Below are 24,832 nucleotides of genomic sequence, written 5' to 3'. Positions count from 1 at the left end.
ATACAAACACTCGACAAATACAGATTTTCTTGTACATTCACTCCATCCATGTACAACTTTTTACGGAGCCCACCATGAAATCGCGATTGGCCCTGCTCTTCTGCCTGCTGCTCAGCGCCTGCAGCCAGGTGGAAGTGGGCGACTACAAGGACGAGAACCCCACCCTGGACCTGCGCCGCTACTTCGTCGGCGGGGTGGACGCCTGGGGCATGTTCCAGGACCGCTCCGGCAAGGTGATCAAGCGTTTCCACGTCGACATCCAGGGCCGCGAGGAAGCCGGCCGGCTGATCCTCGACGAACGCTTCACCTACAGCGACGGCACCCGCCAGCAGCGGGTCTGGACCCTGCGCCCCGATGGCCCCAACCACTGGCGCGGCACCGCCCCGGACGTGGTCGGCGTGGCCGAGGGCGAAGTCGCCGGCAACGCCTTGCGCTGGCGCTACGTGCTGGAGCTGCCGGTGGACGGCACCACCTACCACGTCAACTTCGACGACTGGATGTACCTGCTGGACGACCGCACCCTGGCCAACCGCTCCTTCATGACCAAGTTCGGCGTCGAGCTGGGCCAGGTCACCCTGTTCTTCCGCAAGCGGGACTGAACCCACCATGACCCTGCCCAGCTTCCCCGACGGCTACCGCGCCCTGGTGATCGGCGCCAGCGGCGGCATCGGCGGCGCCCTGCTCGACGCCCTGGCCGCCGACCCGCGCTGCGGCCTCGCCCTGGGCCTGGGCCGCACCAGCACGCCCCGGCTGGACCTCACCGACGAGGCCAGCATCGAAGCCGCCGCCCGCACCGTGGAGGCCCTCGGGCCGTTCCAGGTGATCATCAATGCCGCCGGGCTGCTGCACACCGAGCAGTTCATGCCCGAGAAGAAACTGGGCGACCTGAACCACGCCCAACTGCTGGCCACCTTCCAGGCCAACACCTTCGGCCCCGCCCTGGTGCTGCGCCATTTCAGCGGCCTGCTGGACCGCCGCCGCAGCGTCCTCGCGCTGCTCTCGGCCAAGGTCGGCAGCATCGGCGACAACCGCCTCGGCGGCTGGTACAGCTACCGCGCCTCCAAGGCCGCCCTGAACATGCTGGTGAAGACAGCCGCCATCGAACTCGCCCGCCGGCAGCCGGCCAGCGTGGTCCTGGCGCTGCATCCCGGCACCGTGAACACCCGCCTCTCGCAGCCCTTCCGGGGCGGGGAGACGGGCCGCCCGCCGGCCGATGCCGCGGAGCAGCTGCTGGCGGTCATCGACCGCACCGGCCCCGAGGCCAGCGGCGGCTTCTACGCCTACACCGGCGAGCCCCTGCCCTGGTGAACCACCCCACGAGAGGAACGTGCCATGAACCTGCAGCAGCTGTTCAACCTCGCCCAGTCCCAGCAGCTCAACAGCCTCGAACTGATCGCCCTGGAAGGCGGTAACTACGTCCTCCACGCCATCACCCCACAGCGCTGCGAGCCGGTGCTCGACGAACAGGGCAAGGTGCTCCACCTGCGCTCCATGACCCAGGCCCGCGACGTGCTCCAGGGCATCACCCCGGTGCCCTTCCACCTCGTGCAGCAGGTGGTGCAGGACGAAGCCTGCGGCCTCGGCGGCGGCCCGCAGGAGCCGATGCGCCTGCCGATCTCCCTGCAATCGGCCTGGTAACGCCATGCCCGTACGCCGCCTGGCGCTGGTCCTCGGCGACCAGCTGAGCTTCGACCTCGCCGCCCTGCGCGCCCTCGACCCCGCGCAGGACGCGGTGCTGATGGCCGAAGTGCAGGAAGAGACCCGCTACGTGCCGCACCACCCGCAGAAGATCGTGCTGATCCTCAGCGCCATGCGGCACTTCGCCGAGGCCCTGCGCCAACGCGGCTTCACCGTGCACTACGTGCAGCTCGACGACCCCGCCAACAGCGGCAGCCTGCCCGGCGAACTCAGCCGCTGGGCCACGCAGCTGCAGGCGCGGGAAGTGCACCTCACCGAATGCGGCGAGTGGCGCCTGGAGCAGGCCCTGCGCGCCGTCGACCTGCCCCAGGTGTGGCACGAGGACGACCGCTTCCTCTGCAGCCGCGCCACCTTCGCCGGCTGGGCCGAAGGCCGCAAGCAACTGCGCATGGAGCTGTTCTACCGGCTGATGCGCAAGCGCACCGGGCTGCTCATGGAGCCCGATGGCAGCACCCCGCTGGGCGGTGCCTGGAACTTCGACGCCGAGAACCGCAAGGCCCTGCCCAAGGGCGTCAAGGCCCCGCTGCCGGCACGCTTCCCGCCGGACGCCACCACCACGGCGGTGATCGACCTGGTGCGCCAGCGCTTCAGCGACCACTACGGCCAGGTGGAGGGCTTCGACTACCCCGTCACCCACGCCGAGGCCGAGCGCCTCTGGCAATGCTTCCTCGACCAGGGCCTGGCCGCCTTCGGCGACTACCAGGACGCCATGGCCGAAGGCGAGCCCTTCCTCTTCCACGCGCGCATCAGCGCCGCGCTGAACATCGGCCTGCTGGACCTGCGCCGCCTCTGCGACGACGTGGAAAGCGCCTACCGGCGCGGCGACGTTCCGCTGAACGCCGCCGAAGGTTTCATCCGCCAGCTCATCGGCTGGCGCGAGTACGTGCGCGGCATCTACTGGCTGCAGATGCCCGACTACGCCCAGCGCAACGCCTTCGGCAACCGGCGTCCGCTGCCCGATTTCTACTGGACCGCCGACACCCGCATGAACTGCATGCGCCAGGCCATCGGCCAGACCCTGGAACATGCCTACGCCCACCACATCCAGCGGCTGATGGTCACCGGCAACTTCGCCCTGCTGGCCGGGATCGCCCCGCCGGCCATCTGCGACTGGTACCTGGCGGTCTACATGGACGCCTTCGACTGGGTCGAACTGCCCAACACCCTGGGCATGGTCATGCACGCCGACGGCGGCTACCTGGGCTCCAAGCCGTATTGCGCCAGCGGCCAGTACATCAAGCGCATGTCCGACTACTGCGGCAGCTGCCACTACAAGGTCAGCGAGAGCACCAGCGAGCGGGCCTGCCCGTTCAACGCCCTGTACTGGCACTTCCTCATGCGCCACCGCGACCGCCTGCGCGGCAACCACCGCCTGGGCATGATCTACCGCAGCCTGGAGCGCATGGACGAGGCCAAGCAGGACGCCCTCTGGGCCCGGGGCGAAGCCCTGCTGGCCCGGCTCGACGCCGGGGAGGCGCTGTGAAGAAGGCCCACCTGCCGCAGAAGACCTGCGCCACCTGCGGCCTGCCCTTCGCCTGGCGGCGCAAATGGGCGCGCTGCTGGGACGAGGTGCGCTACTGCTCCGAGCGCTGCCGCCGACAGCGCCGCCCCACGCCTCAGGCCGGCGTGTAGAGCGACGGCTCCAGCCACCGGTCCATCAGCTCGCACTGTGCGGCCAGCAGGCGCCCGTTGCGCTCGTTGAGGCGGCGGCACTGCTGCAGCATCTCCCCCAGCTCCTCCCAGACCACCCGCAGGGCCTGTGCGCGCTCTTTCGGGTAGCAGGCCAGCAGCCGCGCCATGCCACCGCGCCCCTCGGCCAGGCGATTGGCCCGCAACACCCGGTTGCGCCGCTGCGCGCGCTCGGCCATGGCGTCCACCGCCTGCTGGATGTAACCGTTGAGCGCGTCCACCTGGCCCTGGTTGTGCCGCCCCAGGGCCGCATGCAGCGCATGCAGGTGCTCCAGCAGCGCCGGCATCGCACGGTGATCGGCCAACAGGTCTGCCTCCACGGTGGCCAGCACCTGCTGGCGCTTCGCCGCGCTCACCCCTCCTGGCCCCGGTGGTGGCCGAGCATGGCCCGGGCCAGGCTATCGGGCCGGGTGTCCAGGCCCTTCTCCCGCAGCAGCTCACGCAGCGCCAGCACCCGGTCGAGGTCGATCTCCGGCAGCTCCCGCAGGGCCTCCTGCAGCGCCTCCAGCGGCATCGACGCCTCCCGGGCACGCAGGCTCGCCACGCCTGCCGGCACCGAGGACGGCTCCCGATCATGACGGGACGTCGCCTCCAGCGGTGTCACAGGGGCTGCGGGCAGGGTTCGGTTGATTTCCATGGGGCCTCCAGTGGGGCAAACGGGTTCCCTCCCACTGGGCGACCCGCATCGCCCCCCGCTTAAACGCCGCCGCGAATCGCGCGCACGGCGCAGCCCGGGCTTCAGCCCGGGACGGGTACGCGCACCGCCGGGCAGACGGCCCCGTCAATACCGGCCGCGCAGCCAGCTCTGCGTGGCCATGGCGTCCTGCTGGCGTTGTTCCTGGCGGGCTTGCAACTGGTGCCACTGAGCCAGCTGGTCATCCCGTACATGGGCCAGGCGCAGCTCGTCGAAGCGCGCCTGCTGCAGCTCGGCCTGCAGCCGCTCCCGCATCTGTTCGAAGGTGGCCAGTTCGCGGCGCTGCCAGGCCAGGGCCCGGTGCAGGGTGAGCTTGTAGCGCTGGGCGTTGTCGCGCTCCAGGGGCGAGGCACCGCCGCTGGACGCGGCCGCCAGTTGCTCAAGGGCCTGGATGTTGGCCCGGCAGCGCTGGCACAGGTCGGCCTGGTGGGCCAGCCGTGCCTGCACGTCGCGGACCTTGCCGGCCCGCAACAGGGCCAGACGGTCGAGGGATTCGATGCGCTGCTTCATAGGCCTCCCAGCAGGTGCAACAGGTTGTCCAGGGTGGTTTCCAGTTCGGCCGCTTCATGGGTGTCCTGGCGCAGGTAGGCCTCCAGGCTGGGCGCCAGCTGCACCGCCCGGTCGGTGCGCGGGTCCTGCCCCGGGGTGTAGCCGCCCAGGGGGATCAGTTCGCGGATGCGCTCGTACACCGCGCGCAGCTCCTTGAACTGCCGCGCGGCGCCCTGGTGGCGGGCACTGGTGACCTGGGCCATGCAGCGGCTGACCGAAGCGGCGACGTCGATGGCCGGGTAGTGGCCCATGTCCGCCAGCCGCCGCGACAGCACGATGTGCCCGTCGAGGATCGCCCGGGCGCAGTCCGCCACCGGGTCCTGCTGGTCGTCGCCCTCGGCCAGCACGGTGTAGATGGCGCTCAGGCTGCCCTGCCCGTGCGCGCCGTTGCCGGCGCTCTCCACCAGCTCCGGCAGCAGGGCGAACACCGACGGCGGGTAGCCCTTGGTGGCCGGCGGCTCGCCCAGGGCCAGGGCGATCTCGCGCTGGGCCATGGCGTAGCGGGTCAGCGAATCCACCAGCAGCAGCACGTCATGGCCCTGGTCGCGGAAGTAGCCCGCCACCGTGTGGCACAGCTCGGTGGCCTTCAGGCGCATCAGCGGCGATTCGCTGGCCGGCGCTACCACCACCACCGCCCGCCGCAGGCCCTCGGGCCCCAGGGCGTGGAGGATGAACTCCTGCACCTCGCGGCCACGCTCGCCGATCAGCCCGACCACCACCACCTCGGCCTTGGTCTGGCGGGTGATCATCCCCAGCAGCACGCTCTTGCCCACCCCGCTGCCGGCGAACAGCCCCACCCGCTGGCCCTTGCCCAGGGTCAGCAGGCCGTTGATGGCGCGCACGCCCACGTCCAGCGGCTCGGTCACCGGCCGGCGCAGCAGCGGGTTGACGCTGGGCAGCCCCAGCGGCAGCGGGTCGCGCCCGGCCAGCCGCCCGCGCCCGTCGATGGGCTCGCCAAGGCCGTTGACCACCCGCCCCAACCAGCTGTCGTCGATGCCCACGCGCTGGCCGTCGCGCACCGGGAAGACCCGCGAGCCGGCCATCAGCCCCTCGGGCTTCTTGAACGGCATCAGGTAGGTGATGTCGCGGTCGAAGCCCACCACCTGGGCCTCCAGCCCGCGCCCGTCGGCGGTCTCCACCCGGCAGCGCTGGCCCGTCATGCGGCGGCAGCCGAGGCTCTCCAGCAGCATGCCGGAGACCCGCACCAGGCGGCCGCTGACGGTGGCCAGCTGGACGCCGTCCAGGGAGCGCAATGCCTGGTCCAGGTCGAATCGTTCATCCAGTCCCATCACCTCAATGCTCCTTGATCAGGTGGTCGGAAAGCGTCTCCAGGCAGGCCTCCAGGCGCTGCTGGCAACCGATGTCCGCCTCGGCCTGGGCGGTGACCAGGCGGCACTCGCCCTGCCCCAGGCTCTCGTCCGGCACCAGGCGCCAGGCGGCGGTGCGCTCGGGGGCCAGGTCCCGCAGCCGCGCGCACTCCTCGGGGTTGAGGCGCAGCTCCACCTCCCCCGGGTCCCCCGGCAGCCCGGCCAGGGCCTCGTCCGCCAGGCTCAGCAGCTGCATGGGGCTCAACGTCAGCTCGCAGCGGATCACCTGCTGGGCCACCTTGCGCACCAGCTCCAGCAACTCCTCGCGACGCCGCCGCTCCAGGTCGCGATTGAGCGTGCGGTGCGCCTCGATCAACTGCTGCAGGGGCGCGCTGGCCTCCTCGAAGCGCTGCTGGGCGGCCGCCCGGATCTCCTCCCGGGCCTGGCGCCGCCCCTCCGCCAGGCCCTGCGCCACGCCTTCGGCATGGCCGGCCGCGCGCCCCTGCTCGCAGCCCTCCTGGTAACCCTGCTCCACGGCCGCCTGGTAGCCGTTGGACAGGCCCGCCTGGCCACCCAGGCCGGCCTCCCGTTCGCCGATGACCCCGGCCAGACGACTGCGCGGCGGGAAGCGGTAAGGCCGCCATCCCGCACTGTCTCCCTTGATGACTCGGCTGTTCATGGATCACTCACTCCACGGTTTCTTCGCGGAACAGCTGGATCTGCAGCTCACCGGCAGCGGCCATTTCCCGCACCACGCCCATGATCTGCTTGCGCACCTGCTCCACACGGCTCAGCGGCACCGGGCCCTGGCGCCGGCTGATGGATTCCATCTGCTGCGCCTGGCGCTTGGGCAGCGCGCCCTGCACCGCCTTGACCAGTTCGGCCTCGGCGCCCTTGAGCGCCACCACCCAGTCCTCCAGCGGGATGCTCTCCATCAGCGTCTGCAGCACCGCCGGGTTCTGCCGGGAGAGGATGAAGAAGTCGTACATCTCGTCCTCGATGCGGCTCACCAGCGACTCGCTGCGGGCCCGCAGCAGCTCGAACATCTGCCCGCGATCGCCCTTGAAGCGGTTCATGATGTCGGCGGCCTGCTTGACCCCGCGCACCTGGGACCCCTGGGTGCCGAGCACCGCCAGGCTGCGCTCGATCAGCGCCTCCAGCTCGGCGATGACGTCGGCGTTGATCTCGGTGAGGTTGGCGATGCGCAGCAGCAGGTCGTCCTGGCGCTCGGCCGGCATCGACTCCAGCACGTCGGTGGCCATGGACGGCGGCAGGAAGGCGAGGAACACCGCCTGCATCTGCGCGTGCTCCTTGGCGATCAGCGCCGCGAACTGGCGCGGGTCGAGCCACTCCAGGCGGGCCATCTTGGCGCGGATCTCCTCGCCGTAGATGCTGTCCAGCAGGCTGCGGGTGATGTCCCCGCCCAGGGCCTTGCCGAGCATGCCGGACAGGTACTGGCGGGAGGCGCCCTTGATGCTGCTCTGCTCGCGGTAGTCGTCGAAGAAACGCCCGATCACCTCCGACACCATGGGTTGCTTGACGTTGGAAAGCCGCGCCATGGCCTGGCTGAGGGCGACGATCTCTTCCCGGCCGAACTGCCGCAGCACGCTGGCCGACATGTCGTCGCCCATGCTCAGCAGAAGAATCGCCGCCTGCTCCAGGGAACTCATGGCGCGCCCCGGGGGCACGCGCTTGCGTACCGCCTGGGTCGCGCCTTCTTCAGGCGGAGTCGTTGTCTCGTTCATGACGACCTATCCAATGCTTGATGACTTCCGAAACCCGTTCCGGGTCGTTCCTGGCCAGGAGCTGCAAGTGCTCCACCTGCATCTCCAGGCCCGAGCCGGGCGCCGGCAGGCGCACCTCGGCCAAAGGGTTGGCTTCGCCGAACACCCCCCCGCCCAAGGCCTGGCCCGGTCCACGGCCGGGCAATAACCCCTGCTCCCCTGTCGGCAAGCCGTCCGCCAGGGCCGCTGGCGGCGCGTCCTGGCGACGGCGCAGCCCGGCCAGGGCCGGCCGGAGCACCAGGAACAGCAGCAGCAAGGCGAGTACCACCACCACGCCGAAGCGGGCGTATTCGTAGAGCTGCGGGCTCTCCCACCAGGCCACCTCCGGCTCCTCGGGCGTCTTGAGGGCCACGAAGGGCATCACGCTGAGGATCAGCTGGTCGCCGCGCTCGGCATCGAAGCCCACGGCGCCGCGCAAGGTTTCTTCCAGCTCCTTGCGTGCGGCATCACTCCAGCCACCCTCCGGCGCGGCGGCGGCGTTGAGCACCACCGCCACGCTCTGCCGGCGCAACTGGAACGAGGGGTGGCGCACGTGGGTGATGCGCTGGTCCAGCTCGTGCTGGCGGGTGCTCTCGCTGCGGGTGCTGGTGGAGGCCGGGTTGTCCGTCGGCGGCGGGGTGCCGGCGGCCGGCTTCTGCGCGGCCGGCTTCTGCGCGGCCGGCGGGGCGGGCTGGGCCGGCGGCGGGCGGTTGCTCAGGGAGCCCGGCACACCCAGGGCCAGTTGGTCCAGGGTGTTTTCGCTGCGCACCACTTCGTTGCGCAGGCGCGGGGTGTCGCCGTAGGCCTGGATGGTCTCCTCCTTCTGGCTGAAGTCGAAGTCGGGGCTGACGCTGACCCGGTAGTTGCCGGCCCCCAGCACCGGGGCCAGCACCGCATCGAGGTTGGCCAGCGCCTGCTGGCGGTAGCCCTCGGCCACCTGGCTGTCCTGCAGCGCGCCGTTGACCACGCCCTGGCGCGACAGCAGCACGCCGTTCTGGTCCACCACGCTGACCGCCTCAGGGGCCAGCTGCGGCACGCTGGCGGCCACCAGGTTGACGATGGCCGCCACCTGCTCCGGGGCCAGGCGCTGGCCGGCGGCCATGCGCAGCATCACCGAGGCCTTGGCCGGCTCGCGGCGGCCGATGACGAAGGAATGGCTGGGCTCCTGGGCCAGGTGCACGCGCACCTGGTCGACGCCCTTGAGCTCGGCGATGGTGCGCGCCAGCTCGCCTTCCAGGCTGCGGCGCAGGCGCACGTCCTGGACGAACTGGCTGCTGCCCAGGGGCTCCTCGCGGTCGAACAGCTCGTAGCCGGGGGGCACCGCCACCTGCACGCCCTTGGCCGAGAGCAGCAGGCGGGTCGCGGCCAGGTCGGCCTCGCGCACCAGCACCTGGCCGGTCTGCGGGTGCAGGCGGTAGTCCACCCCTTCGCCGTCGAGCACCTGCAGCACATCGGCGGCGGGAAACGCCTCGTGGGCGCCGTACAGCGCGCGGTAGCCGACGCTGTCGCGCCACAGCCAGTAGACGACCATTGCCGCCAGCAATGCGGCAGCGGCGGCCAGGCCGGCCATGCCCAGGCGGGGGTCGAGTCGCAGGCCACCGGCGGGCAGCCTGTCGCGAATGTTGTCGAGCACGCTAGAACTCCCAGTCCGGATCACACCGGCATGCGGATGATGTCGTCGAAGGCGGTGGCCAGCTTGTTGCGCACCTGCAGCAGCGCGCTGAAGGACACGCTGGCCCGCTGGCTCTGCAACATGGCGCCCACCAGGTCGGTGCTACGGCCGCTGTCCACCGCCGCCATGGCCTGGCTGGCGGCGTGCTGCTGGGCGTCCACTGCGCGCAAGGCGGCGGCGAAGCTGTCCGCCGGGCCGGGGGGCAGCCCCCCGGGCAAGGGCCTGGCAGGCAACACCCCGCCGCGACTGGCCTCGGCCAGGGTGTGCTGGAGGTCCAGCAGGTGCTGCTGGACGCTGGCGATGCTGGGCATGGCGGTCTCCTTCCGGTTCAAAGCACCACGCCCTGCTGGCGCATGGCGCTGAGGCGGTAGCGCAGGGCCCGGGACGTCATGCCAAGGCTGGCCGCCGCCTTGCTCTTGTGGCCGCCGCAACGGCGGATGGTGTCGATCACGTGCTGGTACTCGGCGAGCTTGGCGCTGGCCCGCAGGGCCGCGCGTCCGCCCTCGTCGAGGCCGAGCCCGCGCAGGGCATCCCGGGGCACCGGCTGGGCGCCCTGCAGGCGCAGGTCGCCGGGCTGGATGTAGAGGCCGTTGCGCAGCACCAGGGCGCGTTGCAGGCAGTTCTCCAGCTCGCGTACGTTGCCCGGCCAGTCGTGCTGCAGCAGCAGGCGGCTGGCTTCGGCGGTGAGCAGTTCGCGGCCGGCGTCCTGGGGCGCGTGCTTGGCCAGCAGGGCCTGGGCCAGGGGCAGCACGTCCTCGGGGCGCTCGCGCAGCGGCGGGATGTGCAGGGCGAGGACGTCGAGGCGGAACATCAGGTCGGCGCGGAAGCGCCCGGCGGCCACCTCGGTCTGCAGGTCACGGTTGGTGGCGGCGATGATGCGCACGTCCAGCTCGATCTCGCGGCGCCCGCCCAGGCGTTCGACGCGCTGCTCCTGCAGCACCCGCAGCAGCTTGGCCTGCAACGCCAGGGGCAGTTCGCCCACCTCGTCCAGCAGCAGGGTGCCGCCGTTGGCCAGTTCGAACTTGCCGGGCTGGGCGCTGACGGCGCCGGTGAAGGCGCCACGCTCATGACCGAAGAGGATGGATTCGAGCATCGACTCGGGAATCGCCGCGCAGTTGACCGCGACGAAGGGGGCATCCGGGGTGGCGGAGAAACGGTGCACGTAACGCGCCATCAGCTCCTTGCCGGTGCCGGTCTCGCCGGTGATCAGCACCGGGGTGCGCGACAGCGCCATGCGCTGGGCCAGGGCCAGCAGGCGGCGGCCGGTGCGCGAGCGGGTGACGAAGCCCTGGTCGGCCCGCGCGGCACGCGCCAGGCGGCACAGCAGCGCCTCCACCTGGCCATCGCCGAAGGGCGCCAGCAGGTAGTCGGTGCAACCCAGCTCCAGCAGAGCCGCGGCGCGCTCCTGGTCGGCATAGCCCACCACCGGCACCAGGGTCAGGTTCGGGTGGCGCTGCAGCAGCTCGCCCGCCAGTTGGCAGGTCTGCTCGACGGGCAGGTCGCCCAGCAGCAGGAAGGCCAGGCCACCGTCGCGCAGCTGGTCGCGGGCCTGGGCCAGGTCGAGGGCGGTGCGCACTTCGCAGCCGCCCAGGCACAGAGCCTCCAGCAGCGGTGCGTGGTGCTCGCTCCAGGGCATGCCGATCACCAGTGCCTGGCGCCAGGCGGCGGCATCGGGCCGGTCCAGCCCCGGCAGCGGGTCGGCCCCGGGAAAGCGGAGAGCGCTCATCATGTTCACGGTGGTAACCCCCATTCGAAACGTCCTGTTCGCGAAACCTCGGGGCGCAGTCGTCCCCGCGCCCTGGCGTCGGATCGACGCCGGGCGTGTTCGCCTGTTGTTGGTAGGTGATGGATCGGAGGGCTCGGGAGGACGCAAGGGCGTCGACTCGTTGGCCTGGAAACGACGCTAGCACCGCATCGGAAAAGTCCACACACAAATGGCCTTATTTCCTGTCAGCTACGACAAGAATTCATCAATGCGGGGTTTTTGAGATCAATTGATTTAAAGCCTTCTTCGCCGGCTCCTAGTATCCGAATCGCACGCGGATGCAGGAGCCTTCTTTACTGCAACGCCCGGATAAAACCGGGCCGCGACCTGCGATCCAGGCATCCGCTGCGAAAGGACCGACAACGCTCTGCCAGGTTTCCTAAAGAACCTGGCGCCCGAACGGCCGCAGAGGATGCCCATGAACACAAGCCGAAAAATCCATAACGACGTGCCTGCCGAATGCATCACGACCCTGCAGCCGCAGAAGCTGGGTCGGCATTACCACCGGATCCCGGGTTACGTGCGGGACACCGCCTTCCGCTACCCGCGCCTGGTCAGCGACTACTTCCTCGGCCACTACCGCCTGAACCTGGAGCTGCAGGAGGTGCAGGTGGAGGAGCAGGTCGAGACGCCGCCCGAATGCATCTACCAGTCCCCCATCGGCCAGTTGGGCTTCGGCATCGACCGCAGCCTGCTGGGCGAGGTGCTGGAGAGCTACTACGGCGGCACGCCGCCGGCCAACCAGGAACTGCCGCCGGAAAGCAGCTCGGAGGCGCGCATGCGCGAGCGGATCGGCGGCCAGGTGCTGTCGCGCCTCGGCCAGGCACTGCTGGCCGGTGACGCACCGGGCCCGCTGGAGCGCCAGCACGACAGCTACGCCGAGGTGCATTGGGAGTACGTCGTGACCCTGCGCTACCTGAGCCACCTCAGCCAGCGCCCCGGCGATCTGCGCCTTTACCTGGACGCGGCCTGGACGGACGAGCTGATCCGCCGGGTCTCGGCACCGACCACAACGCGCCAGCTGGGCGACCCGGCCCGGGCCATCCAGCACCTGCCGGTGCGCCTGGACTGCGTGCTGGCGCGGGCGCGCCTGTCCCTGGCCGACGTGCTGGGGCTGCAGGTGGGCGATGTGATGCTGATCCGCATGGAGGAGCGGGTCGACGTCTGCATCAACCGCCAGAAGCTGTTCCGCGGCGCCCTGTTCGATGACCAGGGCACCCTCTTCCTCACCTTCTTGGAAAGCGAGAAATCCGCATGAACGACACCCCGCTCGACAACGACGACGGCGCCCTGCTGGCGAACGATGCCCTGGCCCTGGGCCCGCTGGACGACGTCACTCCGGTGACCGCCGCCGCCACCGCGCCGGACCTGCGCTTCTTCGGCAAGATCCCGGTCAACGTCACCCTGGAGGTGGCCTCGGTGGAGGTGGCCCTGAACGAGCTGCTGGATGTGGACGCCAGCAGCGTGATCATCCTCGACAAGCTCGCTGGCGAACCGCTGGACGTGAAGGTCAACGGCGCGCTGTTCGCCAAGGCCGAAGTGGTGGTGATGAACGGCAACTACGGCCTGCGCATTCTCGAACTGGCCGGCAACCCGCTCCAGGGGCTGACTGCATGAGCGGCTGGCTGCGCACCCTGATCGCCGTGCTGGCGATGATGCCGGGGCTGGCGGGTGCGGCCGGCGGCGAACTGACGCTGTTCAGCCTGGAGAACACCCCCAGCGGGCAGGACTTCAGCGTCAAGCTGCAGGTGCTGATCCTCATGAGCCTGCTCGGCCTGCTGCCGGCCATGCTGATGCTGATGACCTGCTTCACCCGCTTCATCATCGTGCTGTCCATCCTCCGCCAGGCCATGGGCCTGCAGCAGAGCCCGCCGAACAACGTGCTGGTGGGCATCGCCCTGGTGCTCACGCTGCTGGTGATGCGGCCGGTGTGGCAGGCCTTGCACGACGAGGCCTACCTGCCCTTCGAGGAGGACCGGCTGACCCTGCAGGAAACCCTTGGCAAGGGCCGCGACATCCTCGGCCGCTTCATGCTGGCGCAGACCCACGAGGCCTCCCTGGAGGCCATCGCCGGGCTGGCCGGGGAGACCCTGCCGGAGCGCCGCGAGGAGGTGGACTTCCTGCTGTTGCTGCCGGCCTTCGTGCTCAGCGAGCTGAAGACCGCCTTCCAGCTCGGCTTCATGCTCTTCGTGCCGTTCCTGGTCATCGACCTGGTGGTGGCCAGCGTGCTGATGGCGATGGGCATGATGATGCTGTCGCCGATGATGGTTTCGCTGCCGTTCAAGCTGATGGTGTTCGTGCTGGTGGATGGCTGGGCGCTGACGGTGGGCACCCTCGCCGGCAGCGTGCAGCCCTACTGACGGACGAGGAGCACGCCATGCTGACCCCCGATACCGCCGTCGCCATCATCGCCCACGCCGTGGAGGTGATCGCCCTGATCGTCTGCGTGCTGGTGGTGCCCAGCCTGCTGGGCGGGCTGGTGGTGGCCATCTTCCAGGCCGCCACGCAGATCAACGAGCAGATGCTCAGCTTCCTGCCGCGCCTGCTCATCACCCTGGGGATGCTGGTGCTGGCCGGGCACTGGATCCTCACCCGGCTCGGCGACCTGTTCATCGAGTCCTTCCGCCAGGCCGCGCGGCTGGTGGGCTGAACATGGCTGGCGATCCCCTGCTGCAGGCCACCGCCGCCCTGGAAGGCCTGGCCCGCTACTGGTGGCCGCTGTGCCGGACCCTGGCGCTGTTCGCCACGGCACCGGGCTTCGGCCACCGCGCCCTGGGCGTGCGCGCCCGGGTGCTGCTGGCACTGGTGCTGACCGGGGCCCTGGGCGGCGTGCTACCGCCTGCACCGACGCTGGAGCCGCTGTCGGCCCCCGGGGTGCTGGCGACCCTGGAGCAGATCGCCGTGGGCGTGCTGCTGGGATTGAGCCTGCAACTGGTGTTCGCGGTGTTCAGCCTGGTGGGCGACCTGGTCTCGACCCTGCTGGGGCTGAGCATGGCGGTGTACAACGACCCGCTGAACGGCGTGTCCTCCAGCTCGGCGATCTACCAGCTCTACTTCATCCTGCTGATGCTGCTGTTCCTGGCCATCGACGGGCACCTGCTGGTGGTCAGCGTGCTGTACAAGAGCTTCCTCTACTGGCCGGTGGGCAGCGGCCTGCACTACGCCGGCATGGATGCGCTGCTGGGCGGCCTCGGCTGGATGTTCGCCGCCGCCCTGCTGATCGCCCTGCCGATGGTGGTGTGCATGAGCCTGGTGCAGTTCGGCTTCGGCCTGCTCAACCGCATCTCGCCGGCACTCAACCTGTTTTCCCTGGGCTTCCCCGCTGCGGTGGTGATCGGCCTGGCCTGCCTCTCGCTGACCCTGGCGAGCCTGCCGGGCAACTACCTGGAGCTGACCCGGGCGACCCTCGACAGCCTCGGCAACCTGCTGCTGGAGGCCCGCGATGGCTGAGTCCAGCGCCCAGGACCGCACCGAGGAGGCCACCGAGCACAAGCTGCGCAAGTCCCGCCGGGAGGGCCAGGTGGCCCGCTCCCGCGACCTGGCCACCGGCGCCACCCTGCTGGTGGCGGTGCTGGCACTGCGCTCGGCACTGCCGGGCATGCTCGACGGCCTGGAGCAGCTGTTCCGCGAGGTGCACCAGTTGCCCGCGCCCGGCCACCAGGGCGCGGACGACCTCAAGGCGCTGGCCGGCCGCGCCATCGCCACCCTGGTGGGGGTGCTGCTGCCGTTGCTGGTGGTGCCGCTGCTGGTGGTGCCGCTTTCGCTGCTGGCCGGGGGCTGGATGTTCGCCTGGCGCAACGTGCAGCCCCAGGGCTCGCGGCTCAACCCGATCAAGGGCCTGGGCCGGCTGGTGGCCTGGCAGAACTGGACGGAGCTGCTCAAGTCCCTGGCGAAGATGGCGGTGCTGGCCGCAGTGGCCTGGTTCACCTTCGCCCTGCGCCTGCCGGAGGTGCTGGCGCTGCAGCACGGCGACACCTTGGGGGCCATCACCGGGGCACTGCGGCTGATGGGCGACACGGCGCTGGCGCTGGTGGCGGTGTTCGTGGTGTTCGCCGTGCTGGACGTGCCGCTGCAGCGTTTCTTCTTCCTGCGCAAGCAGCGCATGACCCGCCAGGAGCGCAAGGAAGAGCACAAGCAGCAGGAAGGCCACCCCGAAGTGAAGGGGCGCATCCGCCAACTGCAGCGGCAGATGGCCCAGCGCCAAATCACCCGGGTGATCGACCAGGCCGACGTGGTCATCGTCAACCCCGAGCACTACGCCGTGGCGCTGCGCTACGACCCGCAACGGGCACGAGCGCCCTACGTGATCGCCCGAGGCGTGGACGAGACGGCGCTGTACATCCGCCAGCTGGCCACCGCCCGGGGCCTGGAGGTGCTGGAGGCGCCGCCGCTGGCGCGGGCGCTGTACTTCACCACCCAGGTCAACCAGCAGATCCCGGCACCGCTCTATGGGGCGGTAGCCCAGGTGCTGCACTACATCCTGCAACTGCGCGCCTGGCGCCAAGGCCGCCGCGCGCGGCCGGTGCCGCCGCAGCATTTCCCGATTCCCGACGACCTGTTGAAACGAGGCTGACCCATGCCCACCCTGTCCCATTTCCTGGCCAGCCTGCGCAGCGGGCGGATCGGCATCCCGCTGGTGATCCTCAGCGTGCTGGCGATGATCATCCTGCCGCTGCCGCCGCTGCTGCTGGACGCGCTGTTCACCTTCAACATCGGCCTGGCGATCCTGGTGCTGATGGTCAGCGTCTCGTCCCAGCGGCCGCTGGACTTCTCCCTGCTGCCGACGGTGATCCTGGTCACCACGCTGCTGCGCCTGTCACTGAACGTGGCCTCCACCCGCGTGGTGCTGCTGGACGGCCACACCGGCAGCGGCGCGGCGGGCAAGGTGATCGAGGCCTTCGGCGAGGTGGTGATCGGCGGCAACTTCATCGTCGGCCTGGTGGTGTTCGTGATCCTGATGATCATCAACTTCATGGTCATCACCAAAGGGGGCGAGCGCATCTCCGAGGTCACCGCGCGCTTCACCCTGGACGCCCTGCCGGGCAAGCAGATGGCCATCGACGCGGACCTCAACGCCGGGCTGCTGAACCAGGAACAGGCCCGCGAGCGACGCCGCGAGGTGGCCAAGGAGGCGGACTTCTACGGCGCCATGGACGGGGCCTCGAAATTCGTCCGGGGCGACGCCATCGCCGGCATCCTGGTGCTGCTGATCAACCTCTTCGGCGGCACCGCCATCGGCATGCTGGTGCACGGCATGAGCGGTGGCGACGCCTTCCGCCAGTACGCCCTGCTGACCATCGGCGACGGCCTGGTGGCGCAGATCCCGGCGCTGCTGCTGTCCACGGCGGCGGCGATCATCGTCACCCGGGTCAACGAGTCCGCCGACATCACCGCGCTGGTGCAACGCCAGTTGCTGGCCTCGCCTTCGCTGCTGGCCACGGTGGCCGGCATCCTGGTGGTGCTGGCGCTGGTGCCGGGCATGCCGCACCTGGCCTTCCTGGCCTTCGCCGCGCTGGTGGGCTTCGTCGCCTGGCGGGTGGCACGCAGCGCGCCCCCGAAAGAGGCACACACCCTGGAGCGTACCGAGGCCCTGGCCCTGGCCATGGACAGCCCGCACAACGCGCCGCTGGGCTGGGAGGACCTGCCCGGCGTCGAGCGCCTGGGGCTGTCCCTGGGCTACAAGCTGGTGGGGCTGGTCAACGAGGCCGGCGGCGCGCCGCTGCCGCAGCGGGTGCGCGGGGTGCGCCAGTCGCTGTCCGAGCACCTGGGCTTCCTCCTGCCGGAGGTGCGCATCCGCGACAACCTGCGGCTGAAGGCTTCGCAGTACAGCATCCAGATCAACGGCCAGACCATCGAGTCCGCCGAGATCCACGCCGACCGGCTGATGGCCATCCCCTCCCCCGAGCTGTACGGCGAGATCGACGGCATCCTCGCCACCGACCCGGCGTACCGCATGCAGGTGGTGTGGATCGAGCCCACCGAGAAGGCCCGCGCCCTGAACCTGGGCTACCAGGTGATCGACTGCGCCAGCGTGATCGCCACCCACCTGAACAAGGTGATCCGCCAGAACCTGCCGGACCTGCTGCGCCTGGACGACGTGGAATTGCTGCTGCAGCGCCTGGCCCTGGAGGCACCCAAGCTGGCCGAGACCCTGCGCGCCCAGCTGGGCCTCGGCCCCATTCACCGCGCCTGCCGCCACCTGCTGCAGGACGAGGTGCCCCTGCGCGACGTGGTGACCCTGGCCACCGCCCTGCTGGAGGGCAGCGAGAGCACCAAGGACCCGCTGCTGCTGGCGGCGGATGCGCGCTACGCGCTGCGCCGCACCATCGTTGCGCAGATCGCCGGGGAGCGCGGCGAGCTGGGGGTGTTCCTGCTGGATCCGGCCTTGGAGAACACCCTGCTCGGCGCCCTGAGCCTGGCGCAGCAGGCCGGGCCGGTGAGCCTGGACGCGATCCCCGTGGAACCGGCCCTGCTCAACCAGCTGCAAGGCGCCATGCCGGCAGTGAAGGAGCGCCTGCGCCGCGAGGGCCACCCACCGATCCTCACCGTGATGCCACAGCTGCGCCCGCTGCTGGCGCGCTACGCGCGGGTGTTCAGCCCGGGGCTGCACGTGCTCTCGCAGAACGAGATTCCCGAGCGCGTGGGGCTCAAGGTGGTGGGCACCCTGGGTTGAGCAAGGCGTCTGGAAATCGATGTTTAAGGCGCTTCCCGGGCCGGTCGCTTTCCAGACACAGGCAGGCAGTTCAGCCAGCCCCACAGGCAACTTGCAGAGGAAGTACCCATGGCTTTGTCGATTCACACCAACTATTCCGCGCTGGTCACCCAGAGCAGCCTGAACCGCACCAACAGCACCCTGGCCCTCAACCAGCAACGCCTGGGCACCGGCCTGCGCATCAACTCGGCCTCCGACGACGCCGCTGGCCTGCAGATCGCCACCCGCCTCAATGCCCAGACCCGCGGCATGGGCGTCGCCAACCGCAACACCGGCGATGCCATCTCCCTGCTGCAGACCGCCGAGGGCGCCTTCAACGAAATCACCAGCATCGTCCAGCGCATGAAGGACCTGGCCACCCAGTCGGCCAACGACACCAACAGCGCCAAGGACCGCACCTCCATCCAGGCCGAGTTCGACCAATTGGCCAAGGAAGTGGAAAACATCTTCGGCAACACCACCTACGCCGGCGACAACCTGTTCTCCGACGCCGGCAAATTCTCCAAGGCGGTCAACTTCCAGATCGGCGCCACCGCCGCCGAGACCCTGACCCTGGACGTCAGCGCCAACATGGCCACCCTGAAGAAAACCCTGACCGAAGAGCTGTCGAAGCTGACACTCGAGGACAACACCAAGTCCACCGCCAGCATCACTGCCCTGGACAGCACCCTGGACGCCATCGGCAGCATGCGTGCCTCCTTCGGCGCCAACATCAACCGCCTGAACCACACCGCCAACAACCTGGCCAACATGAAGGACAACACTGACCTGGCGCGCGGCCGCATCCTCGATGCCGACATCGCCACCGAAAGCGCCAACATGACCAAGAACACCATGCTCATGCAGTCCGGCATCTCCATGCTCAAGCAGGCCGGCCAGATGCCCTCCCTGGTGATGTCGCTGCTCGGCTGACCGGTTCCTCCCCCTCCAGCCTGCGCTGTCCAGCAGAGCCTGGCTTTACGCCTCGGGAAACCGGGGCGTCTTTTTTACTTTGGCGGCGGATGAGCCTGCTGGACGGTTTATGCCCTCATCCGCGCCGAACCCGGTTACGCAAACCCTTGGCACGGAATGATTCCGGCACAACCGCAAAAACCAGAGAAAAAACCGACAACAAAAATCGCAAACTCTGTAGAAGCCACGTCTTCCCCGGCTTCACCCCCCTCCGTCCTGAATGCAACGTCCTCCTCCCTGCGCCCCTCCCCCGTCAAAAGGACTTATTCAGAGCGATTACGCCCTGACGCACCTCATTGCAAAGACGCTCCAGCCGCCACAACGAAGCCTTCACGAAACCTTTCCAGTTGGCGAATTTCGCCGCACATACCCGCTACTTCTCGCATTCCGAGGAAGCAGCCTTAAAGGCTGACCTGACAATAGGAAATTTCGCCAAAGACAATACTCGCCACCACCCCCCAAAAACCTGACTCCACCCTCAATAATCGCACCCGCATCCCGGCCCTTCCCCGAAATTCTGACCGAGATGTCGGATTTTGCTTACCCATGGAAAGAACAAGAAAATGAGTGGAGGCCACATGTCTTGCATCTACTTGCGAACCGGTCGTACGGACTGCCAGGTCCGCTTCCATCCGCTGCGTTTTCAGCTTTCGTTGATCCAGGCCGACCAGGAGGAGCGGATCGAACTGGGGTTCTCCGGCAGCAAGGTGCTGGAGCGCCTGCTGCAGTCCCCTGGCGAGGTGGTCTCCCGGGACGAGCTGCTGCAATACGCCTGGCACGACCGCGTGGTGAGCCAGGGCAGCCTCAACCAGCAGATCTACACACTGCGCCAGCTCCTGCACGACGAGCGCCAGCGGGAGATCATCCAGACGCTGCCGCGCCGGGGCTACATGTTCAACCCCGGCTACCTGCTGCAGATCACCCACGAAACCGAGCCTGTGCCTGCCCCCGCCGAGGAGCCGACCGTGGCTGTGGTCGCGCCCCTCGCGTCCGTCCCTGCCCCCCTGCCGACACGGGAAGACCCGCCCCCCTCGTTGCCACCCCGCCCGCCCCGCTTCGCGCATGCACGCTCGGCGCTCCGCCTTTGGCGGCAACGCCTGCCCGTGGCACTGGGCGCCGGTGTACTGGGGTTGTCACTGATCGGTGCGGTGCAGGTGTACCAGCCGCCGGAGTTGCGGGCGATGGCCACGGAGACGCTGCGCCTGGGCCAGCTGGACATCCTCCTGGTGGAGGACAACGCCCAGCAGTTGGCGGAGCTCAAGCGCAATGCCCTGATCTTTCGCGACCAGCTCGCGCGCGTGGCACGTCGCCCGGCGGACCTGCTGATGTACAGCAGCGCCGACTTCTATGAGGTGATCTGCCTGCAGCCGGACGGCCGCGCCAACTGGCTGATGGTCCACCAGGACCAGGTGGGACGGGTCTCCGACCAGCAGTGGCGGAGGTGCCTGCAATGATCCGGCGTCTCGACCGCACCCTGTTACGGGGCGTGCCGCTGGTGGCACTGGCCCTGCTCGCCGGCACCGGGCTGGTCGCCTGGCAGCGCCAGCCCAACCTGCCCGCCACCGGCTGCTTCAAGGTCCAGGGCGAGGCGGTGCTGGCCGATGGCCGGGTGATGCCGATCACCCACACCTCGATGCTGCACGACGGGCGCTTCTACTCGACGATCAAGCAGGACCGCACCGGCGTGCTGGTGGTGGCCGGGCGGGTGGAAGTGGACTGGCTGGGGGCGATCGAAGTGAAGGTCGAGCACGGTGGCGTGGCCGGGGACACACACGGGGTGGACGGCCAGCTGGCCTATACCCTGCTGCGTCATACCCAGCCCGGGGCACGTGTCCATGTGCTGCCCGTGGCCGGTTGTTTCTATGGCATCGAGACCCATCGGGTCATCTGCCCCTACCGGGTGGACTCGCCCACCCCGCCCCCCATGACTTCGGTGGAGGGGCTGGCAGGCCCCTGATAGCGCACGCCTCCGGCGCCGACACGCGCCTGGGCATAGCTGTCGCCGAACAGCTCCCGATAGAGCCGCTCCGCGTGTTCGGTCAGCAGCAGGATCTCGATGCGGCGGTTGGCGCCATCCTCCGGTGCCTCGGGCCGCACCGGCATGACGTCGGCCTGGGCAGCGACCTGCAGCAGCCGCTGCGCTGGCAGCCCGCCGCCCAGTAGCGCATTGCGCGCCTGCAGGGCCCGGTCCCCCGAGAGGTTCCAGTTGTCGTAGCCGGACTGCCGATAGGGCACCGCATCGGTGTGACCGCTGAGGATCAGGCGGTTTTCCACCCCCGCCAACACCTTCGCCAGGGCCTGCAGCAGGCCGGTGAAGTGCGGCTCCAGCCGTGCGCTGCCACGGGCGAACATGGCCCGGCGCTGGTCGTCGTGGATGAGGATGCGCAGGCCCTGGGGCACCACGTCCACCTCCAGGTTGGCCAGGGCATCCACCTCGCCGGCCATGTCGCGGATCATCTGCGCCAGGCGCTCCAGGTCCTCCACCGTGCGGAACAGCTGGGGCGACCTGGACGCATCCTTGCCCTTCGCCACTGGGTTTTCAGGGCGGCGTTCGGCCACCTTGCGTTCGGCAGGAGCAGCCTCGGCCCGGGGCGCCGGGAAGTCCTCGGGCTTCTTCGGTGGCTCGCGGCGCGGGGCCAGGGAAGCCGGACGGCCTTCCAGGTCCAGCGGCAGCCGGCTGGTGCCGTCGAACACGCCGGCACCGCCATCCACTATCGGGTTGAGCATCAGCTCCCCGGCGCTGGGGCTCTGGGAGCGCGCCTGGGGCTGGACGATCCAGAGCACCATGAACAGCGCCATCATCGCCAGGGTGAAGTCGGCGAAGGCCACCTTCCAGGCCCCACCATGCTCGTCGTGATGCCCCTTCTTGCCCTTGCGCTTGATGATCACTTCATGGCCGTGGGCCTTGTCGCCGCTGCGGCTCATGCTTTGCTGCGCTCCTCTTCGTACTGGTTGACCCAGGTTTCCAGCTGCTTGAAGGGCGGCTTGACGTCCTGCTCGATGAGCTTGCGCCCGGCGTCCACCGCCAGCAGCGTGGGCTTGCCGGCGACATGGGCGACCAGGGTGGTGCGCACGCATTCCAGGGCCGACAGCTCGGTCTTCACCCGCTGGCCCATGGCGTTGCTGAGCGGGTCCATCAGGCAGTAGCAGAAGAAGATGCCGAGGAAGGTGCCCACCAGGGCAGCAGCGACGTGGTTGCCGATGTCGGCCACCGAACCGCCGATGCTGCCCATGGTGATGATGATCCCCATGATCGCGGCGAGGATGCCGAAGCCCGGCATCGCCTCACCGACCTTGTGCAAGGACTTGGAGGGCTGCAGCAACGCGTGCTCCATCGCCTCCAGCTCCTGTTCGAGGAAGCCCTCCAGCTCGTGGGCGCTGATCTTGCCCATGGCCATCAGGCGGAAGTTGTCGGCAATGAAGAACATCAGGTGCTCCTCCCGCAGGATCAGCGGGTAGCGGGCGAACAGCTCGCTCTGCTCCGGGGCCTCGATGTGCTCGTCGAGCACCTTCAGGCCACCCGCGTCGACCATCTCCAGCAGCTCGTACAGCAGCATCAGCAACTGGCGCTGGAACTCCTCGCCGCGAGGTCCCTGGGTGAACACCGTCTTCAGCTGGGCGAACATCTCCACCAGCACGTCCTTGGGGTTGGCGACGATCAGCGCACCGAGCGCGGCGCCGAGGATGATCACCATCTCCGACGGCTGCCAGAGCACCCGCATGTCGCCGTGGGCCATGGCGTAGCCACCGAGAACACAGGCCACGATGATCAGGCTTCCAATGATCTTCTGCATGGTCGGGACCTAGGCGGCTTCGGTGAGGAACTGGCAGGCCCGGCCAAGCGCCTGCTTGACCAGCTGGCAGACCCGCGCATCGGTGACTTCGAGCACCAGGGCGATCTCCTTCAGGCTCAGGTCCTGCTGGTAGTACAGCGTCAGCACCAGGCGCTCGCGCTCGCTGAGCTGGGCCAGGGCCTGGCTCAGCAGACGCTCCTGCAACACGCGGGCCTCCGGGCCAGGGGTCTCGCCGGCGAACTGCAGGTGCTGCTCCTGCAGCAGCACGTCGAGGCTCTCGATGGCCTCGCCGCACTCGGCGCGCAGGTGCTCCTGGTAGGCCGCGCAATCCAGCCCGGTGGCGGCGAGGATCTCCGCCTCGCGGGGCACCCGCCCCAGTTGCCGGGCCAGGGCGCGGATGGCATCGCGCACCCGGTGGGTCTGCTGGCGCAGCTGGCGCGGCCGCCAGTCCAGGCGGCGCAGTTCGTCGAGGATGGCGCCACGGATGCGCAGGGAGGCGAAGCGCGGGAACTGCGCATCCGGCTCGCCGTAGCGGCGCAGCCCCTCCAGCAGACCCATCAGGCCGATCTGCTCCATGTCCTCGCGGTCCATCACCTGGCTGGCCTGGAGCGAGAGCTGGCGGACGATGCGCTTGACCAGCGGCAGGTACTGCAGCAACCAGCGCTGTTCCGCCTCGGCGGAGTGCCGGCGCGGGCCGGCGGTGAAATCGGGTTGGTCGGTATCGAGCGGAAGAATGGCGTGCATGGGGGCGACCTCATTGGGCGATCAGCTTGCTGACCAGCAGGTTGTCGAAGGGCTTGGCGGCATTGCGCGCGGCGAAGTCGGCGTTGAGTCCCTCTTCGAGGCGCTGGCGCAGGGCCTCGAAGCCCAGGGCGCGCAACTCGTCGGCCTGGAGGGTGGAGAGGTTGGCGGCGACCGAGCTGCGCACCATCGGCACCACCTGCTCGAGCTTCTTCTTGTCGGTGCCGGCCGGGCCCTGGAGCACCACGTCGAGCACGAAGTAGTGCTCGCGCTCGCGCCCCGGCAGGCTGAGGATGATTTTCTCCACCGGCAGGAAGACGAATTCGACGGAGGGCTCGGACTTCTTCTCGGCCTCCTCGCGGGGCTCGCCACCCAGGGGCAGCGCGGCCAGGGCCGACTGCACCAGCAGGTGGTTGACCGCAACGCCGGCGGCGACGGCCACGGCGTTGAGCACGAAGATCAGCAGGATCAGGCGGTTGGTGGACATGGGACCTCACTCGGTGAATCAGACGGTTACCAGCACGTCGTCCCGGCCATCGTGGCGGGCGCTCTGGCGTTGGGTGTCGAGGGGGTTGGCGTGGATCGCCAGCACGGCGGGGCCGTCATCGCGCCCCTGCCGCTCGCGGCCCGGTTGCCCGGAGCCGCCCTCGGTGGAAACCGAGACGCTGACCGGGAGGCCCTGCTGCCCGGCCAGGTCCTGGCGCAGGCGCTCGCTGCCCTGCTGCAGCAGGCGCGCGACGTCGCCCTGGGACGCGGCGATCTGCACGCTGAGCTGGCCGCCTTCCTGGCGCAGGACGATCTCCAGGCTGCCCAGCTCGGCCGGGTCCAGGCGCAGCCGGGCACTCTGGCTGCGCTGGCCCAGCTGCAGCTCCACGCTGTCACGCAGGGCCTGCAGCATCTGCTCGCCCCAGCGCGCCTGGGGGCCGGGCAGGTGCACCGTGCGCTCCAGCGGTCGTTCCGCCGTGGTCTCGGCCACCTGGGTCGGCCGCCCGGGCGAGGGGGCAAACCGAGGCAGCTCCAGCAGCGGTTCGCGCAGGCTGGCCTCGACGGGCAGGCGCCCGGGGGCCGAGCCCTGCCGCTCGCGGGTGCTTGGCTCCAACTGAACGGGTACGGGCTCACCCTCGGGCAGCAGCGTCTGGGCAGGCATGGCCTCCCCTGCCCGGGTCGGGCGCTGTCGCGGCAAGGCCAGGCGCTCGTTCAGCCCCTCCGGCATGTCATGGCGTACCGGGTCCCGCAGGGTTACCTGCAGGTCACGCTGGCCCTGGGCAAGGGCCAGCAGCGAGGTCGGGTCGATCAGCTCGGCGGGTTGGGCGCTACCCGCTGCCTCGTCCACGACGGGTGCCATCGGGGGTGGCGCCTCCTGGGCGAGCAGCGCCAGGATCGGGTCCCAGGCCTCCACGGCCTCGGAGCTCTCGTCGGCAGCACGGGCGGCGCTCGGCAAGGCGGGGGCTTGCTCCGCCCCGCCGGGGGGCGGCGCCAGGGTGTTGATGTCCATGG

General features: G+C 69.5%; 29 protein-coding genes. 15 read left to right on the top strand and 14 right to left on the bottom strand.

Features of this window, described 5'->3' with window-relative positions:
* The first annotated feature begins 74 nt into the window (after positions 1–74).
* The 5 genes from RTK35_RS09345 to RTK35_RS09325 are packed head-to-tail and all read left to right on the top strand — an operon-like array spanning position 75 to position 3,330.
* A complete protein-coding gene (locus tag RTK35_RS09345) occupies positions 75–599 on the top strand; it encodes a DUF3833 domain-containing protein (RefSeq protein ID WP_069560526.1) in 525 nt (174 codons plus the stop codon).
* A gap of 7 nt (positions 600–606) precedes the next feature.
* Positions 607–1,308 carry an SDR family NAD(P)-dependent oxidoreductase gene (locus tag RTK35_RS09340; protein WP_142008488.1) on the top strand — a complete coding sequence of 234 codons (702 nt, stop codon included), beginning with the start codon at positions 607–609 and terminating at the stop codon, positions 1,306–1,308.
* Positions 1,309–1,332: 24 nt separating this feature from the next.
* The gene (locus RTK35_RS09335; RefSeq protein ID WP_044399893.1) at positions 1,333–1,638 is read left to right on the top strand and encodes a DUF6482 family protein; all 306 of its coding nucleotides are present in this window, start codon (positions 1,333–1,335) and stop codon (positions 1,636–1,638) included.
* Positions 1,639–1,642: 4 nt separating this feature from the next.
* Positions 1,643–3,181: a cryptochrome/photolyase family protein gene (locus RTK35_RS09330; protein ID WP_316907847.1), complete on the top strand. Its 1,539-nt coding sequence runs from the start codon at positions 1,643–1,645 to the stop codon at positions 3,179–3,181.
* Positions 3,178–3,330: a DUF2256 domain-containing protein gene (locus RTK35_RS09325; protein WP_222899642.1), complete on the top strand. Its 153-nt coding sequence runs from the start codon at positions 3,178–3,180 to the stop codon at positions 3,328–3,330. Before RTK35_RS09330 ends, RTK35_RS09325 begins: the two co-directional genes overlap by 4 nt.
* Here the strand turns inward: RTK35_RS09325 and flgN are convergent.
* The 9 genes from flgN to RTK35_RS09280 all read right to left on the bottom strand — a co-directional run bounded on the left by flgN (position 3,315) and on the right by RTK35_RS09280 (position 11,122).
* Positions 3,315–3,743 carry a flagellar export chaperone FlgN gene (flgN, locus tag RTK35_RS09320; protein WP_316907846.1) on the bottom strand — a complete coding sequence of 143 codons (429 nt, stop codon included), beginning with the start codon at positions 3,741–3,743 and terminating at the stop codon, positions 3,315–3,317. The two genes, RTK35_RS09325 and flgN, sit on opposite strands and share 16 nt — an antisense overlap.
* Positions 3,740–4,024, bottom strand: coding sequence for a flagellar biosynthesis anti-sigma factor FlgM (locus RTK35_RS09315; RefSeq protein WP_316907845.1), 285 nt, complete (start codon positions 4,022–4,024; stop codon positions 3,740–3,742). Before RTK35_RS09315 ends, flgN begins: the two co-directional genes overlap by 4 nt.
* Before the next feature lie 144 nt (positions 4,025–4,168).
* A complete protein-coding gene (locus RTK35_RS09310) occupies positions 4,169–4,591 on the bottom strand; it encodes a flagellar FliJ family protein (protein WP_074967993.1) in 423 nt (140 codons plus the stop codon).
* The gene (gene fliI / locus RTK35_RS09305) at positions 4,588–5,919 is read right to left on the bottom strand and encodes a flagellar protein export ATPase FliI (protein WP_044400008.1); all 1,332 of its coding nucleotides are present in this window, start codon (positions 5,917–5,919) and stop codon (positions 4,588–4,590) included. The genes RTK35_RS09310 and fliI overlap by 4 nt, the downstream gene beginning before the upstream one ends.
* 4 nt (positions 5,920–5,923) lie before the next feature.
* Positions 5,924–6,616: a flagellar assembly protein FliH gene (fliH, locus tag RTK35_RS09300; protein WP_044399909.1), complete on the bottom strand. Its 693-nt coding sequence runs from the start codon at positions 6,614–6,616 to the stop codon at positions 5,924–5,926.
* A 7-nt stretch (positions 6,617–6,623) separates the two neighbouring features.
* On the bottom strand, positions 6,624–7,682 hold the full coding sequence (locus RTK35_RS09295) for a FliG C-terminal domain-containing protein (protein ID WP_044399912.1): 1,059 nt from the start codon (positions 7,680–7,682) through the stop codon (positions 6,624–6,626).
* The gene (gene fliF, locus RTK35_RS09290; protein WP_316907844.1) at positions 7,657–9,333 is read right to left on the bottom strand and encodes a flagellar basal-body MS-ring/collar protein FliF; all 1,677 of its coding nucleotides are present in this window, start codon (positions 9,331–9,333) and stop codon (positions 7,657–7,659) included. The genes RTK35_RS09295 and fliF overlap by 26 nt, the downstream gene beginning before the upstream one ends.
* Before the next feature lie 20 nt (positions 9,334–9,353).
* A complete protein-coding gene (locus tag RTK35_RS09285) occupies positions 9,354–9,683 on the bottom strand; it encodes a flagellar hook-basal body complex protein FliE (protein ID WP_282886388.1) in 330 nt (109 codons plus the stop codon).
* A gap of 17 nt (positions 9,684–9,700) precedes the next feature.
* Positions 9,701–11,122, bottom strand: coding sequence for a sigma-54 dependent transcriptional regulator (locus tag RTK35_RS09280; protein ID WP_316907843.1), 1,422 nt, complete (start codon positions 11,120–11,122; stop codon positions 9,701–9,703).
* 433 nt (positions 11,123–11,555) lie between these two features.
* On the opposite strand from RTK35_RS09280, the gene RTK35_RS09275 reads away from it, so the two are divergent.
* From RTK35_RS09275 to RTK35_RS09230, 10 genes are all read left to right on the top strand, one after another.
* Positions 11,556–12,395 carry a FliM/FliN family flagellar motor switch protein gene (locus RTK35_RS09275; RefSeq protein WP_160483202.1) on the top strand — a complete coding sequence of 280 codons (840 nt, stop codon included), beginning with the start codon at positions 11,556–11,558 and terminating at the stop codon, positions 12,393–12,395.
* Positions 12,392–12,754 (top strand): FliM/FliN family flagellar motor switch protein, encoded by a 363-nt coding sequence (locus tag RTK35_RS09270; RefSeq protein WP_044399925.1) that lies wholly within the window; start codon positions 12,392–12,394, stop codon positions 12,752–12,754. The genes RTK35_RS09275 and RTK35_RS09270 overlap by 4 nt, the downstream gene beginning before the upstream one ends.
* A complete protein-coding gene (gene fliP / locus RTK35_RS09265) occupies positions 12,751–13,497 on the top strand; it encodes a flagellar type III secretion system pore protein FliP (protein ID WP_044399928.1) in 747 nt (248 codons plus the stop codon). The genes RTK35_RS09270 and fliP overlap by 4 nt, the downstream gene beginning before the upstream one ends.
* 17 nt (positions 13,498–13,514) lie before the next feature.
* Positions 13,515–13,787 carry a flagellar biosynthetic protein FliQ gene (locus RTK35_RS09260; RefSeq protein WP_044399931.1) on the top strand — a complete coding sequence of 91 codons (273 nt, stop codon included), beginning with the start codon at positions 13,515–13,517 and terminating at the stop codon, positions 13,785–13,787.
* A 2-nt stretch (positions 13,788–13,789) separates the two neighbouring features.
* Entirely contained in the window at positions 13,790–14,587 is a 798-nt protein-coding gene (gene fliR, locus RTK35_RS09255; protein WP_107331397.1) for a flagellar biosynthetic protein FliR, read from the top strand.
* The gene (locus tag RTK35_RS09250) at positions 14,580–15,710 is read left to right on the top strand and encodes a flagellar type III secretion system protein FlhB (protein WP_316907842.1); all 1,131 of its coding nucleotides are present in this window, start codon (positions 14,580–14,582) and stop codon (positions 15,708–15,710) included. The genes fliR and RTK35_RS09250 overlap by 8 nt, the downstream gene beginning before the upstream one ends.
* 3 nt (positions 15,711–15,713) lie before the next feature.
* The gene (locus RTK35_RS09245; protein WP_253123047.1) at positions 15,714–17,810 is read left to right on the top strand and encodes a flagellar biosynthesis protein FlhA; all 2,097 of its coding nucleotides are present in this window, start codon (positions 15,714–15,716) and stop codon (positions 17,808–17,810) included.
* 108 nt (positions 17,811–17,918) lie between these two features.
* Complete coding sequence (gene lafA, locus RTK35_RS09240; RefSeq protein ID WP_316907841.1) at positions 17,919–18,761, top strand: lateral flagellin LafA; 843 nt, start codon at positions 17,919–17,921, stop codon at positions 18,759–18,761.
* Positions 18,762–19,378: 617 nt separating this feature from the next.
* Positions 19,379–20,254 carry a transcriptional regulator gene (locus RTK35_RS09235; protein WP_316907840.1) on the top strand — a complete coding sequence of 292 codons (876 nt, stop codon included), beginning with the start codon at positions 19,379–19,381 and terminating at the stop codon, positions 20,252–20,254.
* Positions 20,251–20,757 (top strand): hypothetical protein, encoded by a 507-nt coding sequence (locus RTK35_RS09230; protein ID WP_160483282.1) that lies wholly within the window; start codon positions 20,251–20,253, stop codon positions 20,755–20,757. The genes RTK35_RS09235 and RTK35_RS09230 overlap by 4 nt, the downstream gene beginning before the upstream one ends.
* Here RTK35_RS09230 and RTK35_RS09225 read toward each other — a convergent pair.
* From RTK35_RS09225 to RTK35_RS09205, 5 genes are read right to left on the bottom strand one after another with little or no spacing between them, the layout of a single operon-like run.
* Positions 20,694–21,725 carry an OmpA family protein gene (locus RTK35_RS09225; RefSeq protein ID WP_316907839.1) on the bottom strand — a complete coding sequence of 344 codons (1,032 nt, stop codon included), beginning with the start codon at positions 21,723–21,725 and terminating at the stop codon, positions 20,694–20,696. The two genes, RTK35_RS09230 and RTK35_RS09225, sit on opposite strands and share 64 nt — an antisense overlap.
* A complete protein-coding gene (gene motA, locus RTK35_RS09220) occupies positions 21,722–22,594 on the bottom strand; it encodes a flagellar motor stator protein MotA (protein ID WP_044406983.1) in 873 nt (290 codons plus the stop codon). Before motA ends, RTK35_RS09225 begins: the two co-directional genes overlap by 4 nt.
* A gap of 9 nt (positions 22,595–22,603) precedes the next feature.
* Positions 22,604–23,338, bottom strand: coding sequence for a FliA/WhiG family RNA polymerase sigma factor (locus tag RTK35_RS09215; protein WP_074967963.1), 735 nt, complete (start codon positions 23,336–23,338; stop codon positions 22,604–22,606).
* A gap of 10 nt (positions 23,339–23,348) precedes the next feature.
* Positions 23,349–23,822 carry a flagellar basal body-associated FliL family protein gene (locus RTK35_RS09210; RefSeq protein ID WP_107331272.1) on the bottom strand — a complete coding sequence of 158 codons (474 nt, stop codon included), beginning with the start codon at positions 23,820–23,822 and terminating at the stop codon, positions 23,349–23,351.
* A gap of 18 nt (positions 23,823–23,840) precedes the next feature.
* On the bottom strand, positions 23,841–24,830 hold the full coding sequence (locus RTK35_RS09205) for a flagellar hook-length control protein FliK (protein ID WP_316907838.1): 990 nt from the start codon (positions 24,828–24,830) through the stop codon (positions 23,841–23,843).
* Positions 24,831–24,832 lie beyond the last annotated feature (2 nt).

Source organism: Pseudomonas sp. zfem003 (assembly GCF_032621675.1).
Classification (GTDB): Bacteria; Pseudomonadota; Gammaproteobacteria; order Pseudomonadales; family Pseudomonadaceae; genus Metapseudomonas; species Metapseudomonas otitidis.
Note: the sequence above shows the minus strand (reverse complement) of the source record. Positions and strands in the feature narration are given on the sequence as shown.